We start from the raw sequence: 9,837 nt of genomic DNA, 5'->3' as shown, positions 1-9,837 counted from the left end.
TACTAGTTGTGTTCTGTTTGTTTTGCTACAAATAAGCTTATTTGTCATTTACAAACTGATTGAAGACGATTAATTATCTTGATCTAAAATGGCAACATTTACTGAGGAAACCCACAAGCTATGCAGCGAATCAGTCAAGAGATGAGTGCACTTCTGCACCGAGGTTTAGACGCCCATGTTCGTCTTGCGGTCACTGGTTTATCGCGAGCAGGTAAAACTGCGTTCATTAGTTCGTTAGTGAATCAACTGCTGCATACGGCCACGCATGATCAGTTACCTTTGTTAGCCGCGGCGCGTGATAAACGGATTATTGGTGCTAAGCGTATCCCACAACGTAATCTTATGGTGCCTCGTTTCAGTTACGATCAGGCGATGGAGCAGCTTCATGCTGATCCGCCAAACTGGCCAGTACCTACCCGCGATGTCAGTGAAATTCGTTTAGCGATTAAATATCGCCCGCATAAACGCAGTAAAAAATTACTGGGCAGCACGGCAACCTTGTATCTGGATATTATTGATTACCCTGGCGAATGGTTGTTGGATTTACCACTGTTAAATTTGGATTTTTATACTTGGTCGGCTCAGCAGTTTAATGCGTTACATGGTCAACGTGCAGAGTTAGCGAAACCTTGGTTAAACGCGATAGATAAGCTTGATCTTGAACAAGAAGCGAATGAAGCGCAATTGGCCGAGATTGCTGCGCTTTATACTGATTATCTTCATCAATGCAAGTTGCATGGTTTGCATTGGGTTCAACCGGGACGTTTTGTATTACCAGGAGAACTTGCGGGAGCGCCGGTGTTGCAGTTTTTTCCTTGTCGTCATGTTGATCCACAAAATAAACCTGCAAAAAACTCGATGTTAGGATTACTGCTCTCGCGCTATCAAGAGTATCAAAATAAGGTCGTTAAGGCGTTTTATAAACAACACTTTGCTACGTTTGATCGGCAAATTGTTTTGGTCGATTGTTTATCGCCTTTAAATGCTGGTCATGAAGCGTTTTTGGATATGCGTTGTGCACTAGAACAGATTATGCACAGTTTTCGTTATGGTCGCAGTGGCTTACTCAGCCGTTTATTTTCACCGAAGATTGATAAAGTGCTTTTTGCGGCCACCAAAGCCGATCATGTGACGCCTGATCAGCATCCGAATATGGTGTCATTGCTGCAGCAGATGATTCATCCGGCTTGGCAACATGCCGCTTACGAAAATATTGAGATGCGTTGTATCAGTCTTGCGTCGATTCGAGCGACTCAATCGGGCTATGTTGAGAGTCATCATCAAAAAATTTCGGCTATTCAAGGGATCGATGTACAAGGGCAACCGATCACTCTATACCCCGGAGATGTCCCGAAAAAACTGCCTCATCCTGACTATTGGCAGCATCATCAGTTTAAGTTTATTGCTTTTCGTCCTATGCCGAGTCTCGACGATCAACCTTGTCAGCACATTCGGATGGATAAAGCATTAGAGATCTTGATTGGGGATAAATTGACATGACGGATTTAAAAAATCAGCAAATTTTTAATCAACCACTCAAGCAAACCGAGCCTGAACCAGTCATCGCTGCATCTGCGACCTTTAATGATCAGCAGCGGTTTATTACCGAGTCAAGCATAGCGCCGGAAACCGAATTAGAGAGCCAGCTTGAACAAGTCATTCGTCCTAAGCGGAAGAAAAAATGGATGGTAGTGAGTCTATTGATTGCTTTTTCTACCTTACTCGGTTGGCAAGCAATAGAGAGTATTTATACCGCGATCCAATCGGCTAACTGGCTTGATCTGGCTTGGGTTATTTTGTTGACGCTCTTAGCGAGCTTGGGTATTGGGCGTTTAGGGAAGGAGCTGTGGACACTGCGTCGCTTACGTCAGCATTTTTCTGTGCAAGAGCAAGCCGAGCAATTGATCCAGCAAGATGGGCTAGGGCAAGGACAAGCTTTTTGTACGATGCTAGCCAATAAAAGTCACACTAACTTGCATAGTAGTGCTTATCAACGTTGGTTGAAGAGTATTGATAATAGCCACAGCGATGCTGAAATCATCGAGTTATATGATGCGATGGTGGTCAATGAACAAGATAAACAGGCCACTCAAATCGTCTCACGCTATGCTACTGAAGCCGCCGTATTGGTGGCGATCAGTCCTTTAGCCTTAGTGGATATGTTATTGATCGCTTGGCGTAATTTTACGATGATTGATCGTTTAGCAGACGTGTATGGCATTGAGCTTGGTTATTGGTCTCGTTTACGGCTATTTAAAGCCGTATTAGTCAACATGGCGGTCGCAGGAGCGAGTGAATTGGCCATTGATGCTAGCATGGATCTGTTATCGATGGATCTGACTAAAAAACTCTCTGCTCGTGCAGGTCAAGGACTCGGAGTTGGGCTACTGACCGCTCGTTTAGGTCTAAAAGCCATTTCGCTACTTAGGCCATTACCGTGGCAAAAGAATCGAGTGGTTAAGTTGAGTGCAATACGTAAACAAATCGTGGCAAAAATTACTGCTTTGGTAAGCCAATAATTCGCTTTATGAAGCGCATTGTTGGCTTGGTTACAGAAAGTATTGGGGCAAGCCAGAGGATTTAACGAGAATCACTTGACGCTGTGCTGAGGTTGATAGAAACTACTGTCAACTTTTCGTGACACTTTCTGCTTAGGATAACATTCAGTGCGTCTAGAAGTCATTTGTGAAGATAGACTCGGCTTAACCCGAGAGCTTCTTGAGATCCTCGCTTCAAAAAAAATCGATTTGCGAGGTATCGAAATTGATGTGATAGGCATTATTTATCTTAATTGCCCAGATATTGATTTTGATACTTTTAGTGAATTAATGGCGGAAATTCGCCGTATTTCTGGCGTCAAAGATGTTCGTAAAATTCAGTTTATGCCGATGGAACGTCATAATACTGAACTGATTTCCTTGCTCAATAATCTACCCGATGCCGTCTTAGCGATTGATCTAAAAGGCTTTGTCGATATGGCCAATCAAAGTGCCTTAGCACTCTTGAATAAGCCCAGTGAGGAAGTGATCGGAACGCCCATTTCTCAAGTGTTACCGCTGTTTAATTTTTCACGTTGGGTCGATGGCAGTAAAGCGCCGATTCGTGAAGCGGTTGTGATTGACGGGCTAGACTATACCATGGAGCTAATGCCAGTTTATATTGGTAATTCAGCTCATGATGCCACGTTAGCGAGCTCGATGATGATCTTACGTTCTAAGGTCACCACAGTACACGGCCACGATCGATTATCGATACACAATTCACTAGGTTTTGAGCATTTTGTTGGTGTATCCAATCGCCATAAGGCATTGATAAATCATGCTAAAAAATTAGCTATGCTCGATCAGCCGTTATTAATTGAAGGTGAAACGGGGACCGGAAAAGAGATGCTCGCTCGAGCTTGTCATCACCGTTCTCACCGCTCTACTGCTCCCTTTTTAGTGTTAAGCTGTGCCTCTATGCCGGATGATGTCGCAGAAACGGAGCTTTTTGGGCATGCTCCGGGCTCTTTTAATCATCAACAAGGGCATAAAGGGATTTTTGAACAAGCGAACGGTGGCACGGTATTTTTAGATGAAATTGGCGAAATGAGCCCTCATCTACAGATCAAATTGTTGCGCTTCTTACAAGACGGAACCTTTCGTCGAGTTGGTGAAGAACATGAAATTCATATCGATGTCCGCGTGATTGCCTCTACTCGTCATAATTTGGCCGAATTGGCTGATTCAGGCACGTTCCGGGAAGATCTTTTCTATCGACTGAATGTATTAACCTTGCGTATTCCAGCACTACGCGAGCGTCCTAGCGATATTCAACCGCTTTTGGAGCTCTTTGTAACCAAACACAGCCATAAATTAGGCATGGTGAAGCCGCAATACGCCGAAGGTTTAGTGGATCAGTTAATGCAATATCCATGGCCAGGTAACATACGCCAGTTAGATAATATGGTGTTGCGTGCGTTGACAGAAATGGATGGCGAACAATTGCAGGTCGATTATTTCCATTTGCCAGCGGTAGACAGTAGCGGCTTGAGCTTATCGACGGTAAACCTTGATGGCTCGCTTGATGACATTATGAAAGACTATGAATCACAAATTTTAGACAAGCTTTACCAGTCGTTTCCATCCAGTCGAAAACTCGCTAAACGTTTGAATGTTTCACATACCTCAATAGCCAATAAGTTACGTGATTATGGGATTAGGAAACGTTAATGACTAAGGGAACAGCAGCGATGTTGGTCAGTGATGGGGAGATTCTTGTACGCAGTGCTCAATTAGCGGATGCTGAAGCACTGGCTGATTATTTTGTGACTAATCGTGATTATTTAAAACCGTGGGAACCTCAACGCGAAGCGGCCTTTTTTGAAGTTACCGGTTGGCAGCAGAGATTAATCAAACTGGAAGAGTTGCATCGTTTAGCTCTCGGATACTATTGCTTAATCATTGAGGTGAATAGTCAACAAATTGTTGGCACGATTTCGTTCAGTAACGTCACGCGTTTTCCCTTTTATGCTTGTCACGTTGGCTACTCGTTAGCCGAGTCTGCCCAAGGGCGTTATATTATGACTCGGGCACTTCATATGGCCTGTGAATCTTTGTTTAAACAACAAAATATGCATCGTATTATGGCGGCTTATATGCCAACGAATCATCGCAGTGCTGCGGTACTTGAGCGAGTTGGCTTTATCCGAGAAGGGTTAGCCAAAGATTATTTATTAATTAATGGTCAATGGCAGGATCATGTGCTGGTTTCGTTGATTAATCCAAACTGGCAAGCCAGTACTTCAATCAATCGATAAGTCACTTTTCATTCGCCGTTTATTTAGGTATCTCATTTTATTTATTACCAGCATGCGCTGGTTTAACGTCTAAGGACATCTCATGTCGTATTTGCCTTTGGAACAGTATTCAAGAAAATGGATTTTCACGCATCAATCAATGCCCGTGTCCGAGAGTGATCAAGCACAGATAAAACCGATGAGCCCGTCACGCTCAGCTCAGTTTTGGAAAGAAAACATCAGTGCGCAAAGTCCAGATGCTGAGCGTTTTAGCTCGCAAGACTGGCCCAAGAAAGCTGCGAGTTGGCAGCAAGACATCTCATGGATGGAAGCATGGGAAAGTGATGATCTTGCTTTACCAGCAGCGATACTGGAACACATTGATTGGCAAGATGATGTAACGGTTTATTTTTGTTATGAGAAATACAATGTGATTGAAACCAAATGGTCGGTGTTTAAAAACCATTGGAAGAACTTTTTATTCTACGACGATGGTCCGATTTTAATAGGCCGCCGTCGTGCGCAAGCATTATGGTTTCAAACCAACGGCTCAGTAAAAATTGGTCAGCGTTTGTAGACTCTGTTGAGTTCGTTTTGAGTTTCAAAAAAGGGGAGAGTGTATTAACAAAATAAATACACTCTCTCTTTGTTGAGAGGTTACGAAGTGACAGTCTTCCTACGTTGAGCACTTAAGGTGCTGCCCATTGATGCACTGATGATCATACCGATAGCGAACCATTGTGACAGCGCTAATCTTTCATCTAAAATCATAAATCCTGCCATGGCGGCGACGGCGGGTTCTAGACTCATTAGTACACTGAAATGCTGGGTAGATAGGCGGTTTAACGCCATCATTTCCAAACTGTAAGGCAATGCACTAGACAGAATCGCGACGGTAATCGCCATCGGTAGTATTGACCAAGTAAAGATCGTGGATGATGCGCTATAAGCGCCAATCGGGAAAATAAACAGCGCCGCGACGGTCATACCGATAGCGACTGTCATGCCACCGGAACCAACCGTACCAGCTCGTTGCCCAAACCAAATATACCCAGCCCAGCAACCGCCAGCAGCCAATGCGAGCGCAACTCCAATGGGATCGAGGGCATCAACTCCCCGCATATCGGGCAGTAACAACGCCATACCAGATATCGCCAAAGCAACCCAAACCAAATCGAGCTTACGTTTTGAAGAAAATAGCGCGAGGAGTAGTGGGCCGGTAAATTCTAAAGCGACACCAATCCCTAATGGAATACGTTCGATGGCAAAGTAAAATAAGATCTGCATTCCGCCTAAACTTGCCCCGTAGATGATCATCGCTCGCCACTGCGCAAGGCTTAACGATAATCGCCACGGGCGAAAAATGAGCAATAAAATACAAGCAGAGATACTCACGCGCAGGGCAACCGTTCCACCAGGACCGACGATAGGAAACAGTTGTTTAGCGATTGAGGAGCCTGATTGTATAGCCATCATTGCGATCAGTAGGCAACCTACCGCAAAAAGAACGGGTGATTTCTGGGTCATATACTCTTTTACTTGAAGTGGGTAATCTAAAAGGTTCCCAGCGATATATTGGACAGACAGTCCGTTATTGCTGGAATTCGCCAGGATAGCGTGAGGCGATCGAGGTCAGCCTAAAGAAGGGTTATTCTGCCTGAAATAAAACAAATGGCAATGGTAACAGGATATGAATTTTCTTTTGCTACAAACGCCTAAACAACATTTGTTGGTAAGTTTCATCATGGTCGCTGAGCGTAATCGTCCCCTTATCGATAGAAATAAGGGGACTGGTAGTTGAGTGAATCTAGAAAAGGATCAACGCCTCAAAGACTCACTGGCCTGACAGGTAGACGAGTAGGTTTAACTCCACTACTTAACGTAAAAACGCGGATTAGCCGTGCCCCATATGGTGTAAAGCTCAGGGAAGATAAGATCGCTATGCGTTTCAATATCGTCGACACTGATTTGTTTTTTGCCTTGAGATCCAAACAGTACTACCTCTTGTCCAGGTTTAACGCCTTTAATAGTAGAGACGTCAACCATGGTGGTATTCATTGAGGTCACTCCGACTACGTTTGCCCACTGACCATTGATCAGCACTTGCGCTTTATTGCCCATTTTTCGTGGATAGCCATCAGAATAACCCACTGGCAAATTGGCCAATACGGTGTCACTGTCGGTGATATGAGTGCTGTCATAACCTACGGTTTTGCCTTTTGGTAGGTGATGCAGTGACGCGATGCGAGTTTTAAATGAGACAATAGGGAGGTATTCTGGATTGGTTGGTAAATCGCCATACAACACGCCACCAGGGCGAACCATGTCCAATTGAGCTTCGGGTACATTGAGCGCAGTATATGAGTTAGCAACGTGAAACTGAACCTCTTCGCGTTTCAATGGCCCTTGCTCAACCAGCCAATTAGCATGTTGGTTAAAGGTGGCTAATTTGGCACGAATATCATCCGGATTATAATTGGGGAAATGTGTCATGATCCCAACAATTTGTAAGCCTTTTTGCTGAGTAATGCTGAGCGCTTCCTGTTTCCCTTTTTCATGGCTCATATCAACGCCATTACGGCCCATACCACCATCATTTAACGCTAAATGCGCTTTGATAGGCGTACCTAAACGCTGACCTAATTGAGCAAGATCCATCGCTTGTTGTTTGGTGCCGATCAACTCTTCAATGTTCAGCTCGGCGACGGCGGCAATTTCAGTGATGGTTGCAGAACGAACACGCATCAGTTGACCTTGAAAGCCACTTTCGCGTACCGCGCGGGCTTCAGCATTACTGGTGATGGCGACACAAGGAATGCCTTGTTCGATGATCGTCGGCATTAAACCACGGATGCCATTACCGTAAGCATCAGCTTTCATCACTGCACAAATTTTACTGCTTGGGTTAATGTGTGATTTAAATAGTTCAATGTTGGTTTTAAATTGACCTAGGTTGATTTCGAGCCAAGCATTGGATTGCGCGATTTGCTCAGCAGAAGGGACGGTAGTATCAAGCGCTAATGGAGCAGAATGGCTGAGAAAAGAAGGTAAGGTGCTCGCCAAAGCGATAGAAAGTAGCGTAGCTTTAAAATGCATAATGTCTCCAAATCGGGGGGCATAAAATTTAAAAATCGAATTTCGCTTAACTTCATATGACAATCAGTATAGCGAGAATTTCAGAGTGTTTTGATAAGGCGTTAGAATAGGCGTTTAATCTGTGATGGGCGTTTGAAAAAACAAACGGAAGGGAAGTCCGCGAAGATAAACGACGCCCCAACAACACAAACGCCTACTGTCTGTTTAGAGAGTAGGCGTTTTATAGAGTATTCTAAACGGTTGTTAGAATAACGTATTTTACTGAAGTTTGAAACGCATCATCGAATTTTGTAATGACACCGACAGTTGCGCCAATTCGGTACACGCTTGTGCAGTTTGATTGGCACCTTGAGCCACTTCTTGAGAGGCGTGGTGAATATTTTCTATATTACGCGTTAACTCATCGGCCACCGAGTCTTGTTGGCTACAAGCGCTGGCAATTTGCGCCCCCATATCGGCCACTTGAGCAATAGATTGCTCGATAGAGTGCATGAGTTGTTGTGAATGGTTACCTTGCTCAACGCAGTTATCAATACTTGAACATGAGCGATCAGTACCTTCTTTGGCCTGTTTGGCCATGTTTTGCAGTTTTTCGATAATAGAGGTAATTTCACCCGTCGAATCTTGTGTACGTCCGGCAAGAGTTCGAACCTCATCGGCCACCACGGCAAAGCCTCGACCAGATTCACCAGCGCGGGCCGCTTCAATGGCTGCATTGAGTGCAAGTAAGTTGGTTTGATCGGCAATACCACGAATAACATCGACAATCATATTGATTTGATTGGATTGTTGTTCAAGTTCAGAAACCGTTTGACCCGTTTGAGTAATGATTTCTGCGACTTGGCCGATAGCGTTAACCATCAGTTTATTGTCGCGCGCGCCTTCTTGAACTTGTTTATTGGTGGTATCAATTTCTTGCGCCGAGTTTTCGGTATTACTGGCAACATCAGCGACAGCCGCCTTCATCTCACTCATGGCCGTTGCCACTTGTGTGATTTGATCTTGCTGCTCTTGCATACCCTGAGCTGCTTGAGAGGAAATTTGTGACATTTCTTCTACTGCGCTGCTCAGTTGGGTCACTGCTGAAATGGTCTCTTCAATTAATTGACGAAGATTGTCTTGCATAACCATCGAGGCATCGGCCAACTCACCGAGCTCGTCATTGCCAATCGCTTGTCGATTGAGTTTTTGTGATAAATCACCTTTGGCAATCGCATTCGATTGTGCGACCACTAACTTTAATGGCCCGCAAATGATCTGCGTTATAAAATAGGTAACCAGCGCCATAATAACTAAGATCGCGATATTGATGATACTCGAACTCACATCAATCCGATTGACGGCTTTAAGGATGTAGTCTTTATTGCCGTCCATAGCCTGACTAAGGATAGCGCCGAGTTTTTCTATATTGGCTTCAATTTGACGAAAATCTTGATTAGAACGGTTTAAAATATCCAAGGCTTTAATCTGCTCGTTGGCTGCTAATGCCTGATTGAATTCAACCATGGTTTGATTGTAGCTTTGCCAATGACGCATCAGTTGACTAAAGATACGTTCTTCTTCACCGGGCCAAATATCTTGCCCGTATTTCTTTAACTCCGCCTCGATTTCTTGTTGAAATTGACGGCTTTGATTGAGTCGATTGGTAATATCGCTGCGATCGCTAGAAAGTAATGAAGCAAATTGAGTGCGACGCCAATAAGACAGTTTATCACCAATATTATCGACCGCTTCAAAAGCGGGGAAGGTGTCTTCGGTAAAGTTAATGAGTTGATTTTTAATCTCACGGTGTTCTGTATGTAAAAACCAAGCAAATAAAATGTTGATAAGAGCAATGAGCCCAAATCCGCTGGCTAATTTTTTGCTAATCGACATATTTTTTAAAAACATGAATAAGCTACCTTACATTGGGTGGATTGGATTGGCACCAAACACAACTCCCTTGTGCACTTATTATCCAACGA

At 44.1% G+C, this 9,837-nt stretch carries 8 protein-coding genes; 5 read left to right on the top strand and 3 right to left on the bottom strand.

The genetic code is table 11. The features are described from left to right. Window positions 1-120: 120 nt before the first annotated feature. The 5 genes from CAG60_RS09800 (at window position 121) to CAG60_RS09780 (ending at window position 5,354) form a co-directional block, all read left to right on the top strand. Entirely contained in the window at window positions 121-1,500 is a 1,380-nt protein-coding gene (locus CAG60_RS09800) for a YcjX family protein (protein WP_161438836.1), read from the top strand. Beyond that, on the top strand, window positions 1,497-2,519 hold the full coding sequence (locus CAG60_RS09795) for a YcjF family protein (protein ID WP_161438835.1): 1,023 nt from the start codon (window positions 1,497-1,499) through the stop codon (window positions 2,517-2,519). The genes CAG60_RS09800 and CAG60_RS09795 overlap by 4 nt, the downstream gene beginning before the upstream one ends. 147 nt (window positions 2,520-2,666) lie before the next feature. After that, window positions 2,667-4,211 carry a transcriptional regulator TyrR gene (gene tyrR, locus CAG60_RS09790; protein ID WP_004395334.1) on the top strand — a complete coding sequence of 515 codons (1,545 nt, stop codon included), beginning with the start codon at window positions 2,667-2,669 and terminating at the stop codon, window positions 4,209-4,211. Continuing rightward, entirely contained in the window at window positions 4,211-4,798 is a 588-nt protein-coding gene (rimJ, locus tag CAG60_RS09785) for a ribosomal protein S5-alanine N-acetyltransferase (RefSeq protein WP_202598556.1), read from the top strand. The genes tyrR and rimJ overlap by 1 nt, the downstream gene beginning before the upstream one ends. A gap of 82 nt (window positions 4,799-4,880) precedes the next feature. After that, entirely contained in the window at window positions 4,881-5,354 is a 474-nt protein-coding gene (locus CAG60_RS09780; RefSeq protein WP_161438834.1) for a DUF2947 domain-containing protein, read from the top strand. Window positions 5,355-5,434: 80 nt separating this feature from the next. Here CAG60_RS09780 and CAG60_RS09775 read toward each other — a convergent pair whose 3' ends face one another. From CAG60_RS09775 to CAG60_RS09765, 3 genes are all read right to left on the bottom strand, one after another. Further along, window positions 5,435-6,304 carry an EamA family transporter gene (locus CAG60_RS09775; protein WP_161438833.1) on the bottom strand — a complete coding sequence of 290 codons (870 nt, stop codon included), beginning with the start codon at window positions 6,302-6,304 and terminating at the stop codon, window positions 5,435-5,437. A gap of 345 nt (window positions 6,305-6,649) precedes the next feature. After that, on the bottom strand, window positions 6,650-7,873 hold the full coding sequence (alr, locus tag CAG60_RS09770) for an alanine racemase (protein WP_161438832.1): 1,224 nt from the start codon (window positions 7,871-7,873) through the stop codon (window positions 6,650-6,652). Window positions 7,874-8,131: 258 nt separating this feature from the next. Then, window positions 8,132-9,763 (bottom strand): methyl-accepting chemotaxis protein, encoded by a 1,632-nt coding sequence (locus tag CAG60_RS09765; RefSeq protein WP_158138412.1) that lies wholly within the window; start codon window positions 9,761-9,763, stop codon window positions 8,132-8,134. Window positions 9,764-9,837 lie beyond the last annotated feature (74 nt).

The sequence above is a fragment of the Vibrio sp. V33_P6A3T137 genome (genome assembly GCF_009904835.1).
GTDB classification, from domain to species: Bacteria; Pseudomonadota; Gammaproteobacteria; order Enterobacterales; family Vibrionaceae; genus Vibrio; species Vibrio metschnikovii.
The sequence above is the reverse complement of the archived record's forward strand: the minus strand, read 5'-3'. Positions and strand labels throughout refer to the sequence as shown.

Coding starts and splice junctions, on each gene's coding strand:
- CAG60_RS09765 (WP_158138412.1), bottom strand. CDS start 9,763: ATGTTTTTAAAAAATATGTCGATTAGCAAAAAATTAGCCAGCGGATTT.
- CAG60_RS09775 (WP_161438833.1), bottom strand. CDS start 6,304: ATGACCCAGAAATCACCCGTTCTTTTTGCGGTAGGTTGCCTACTGATC.
- CAG60_RS09800 (WP_161438836.1), top strand. CDS start 121: ATGCAGCGAATCAGTCAAGAGATGAGTGCACTTCTGCACCGAGGTTTA.
- CAG60_RS09795 (WP_161438835.1), top strand. CDS start 1,497: ATGACGGATTTAAAAAATCAGCAAATTTTTAATCAACCACTCAAGCAA.
- alr (WP_161438832.1), bottom strand. CDS start 7,873: ATGCATTTTAAAGCTACGCTACTTTCTATCGCTTTGGCGAGCACCTTA.
- rimJ (WP_202598556.1), top strand. CDS start 4,211: ATGACTAAGGGAACAGCAGCGATGTTGGTCAGTGATGGGGAGATTCTT.
- CAG60_RS09780 (WP_161438834.1), top strand. CDS start 4,881: ATGTCGTATTTGCCTTTGGAACAGTATTCAAGAAAATGGATTTTCACG.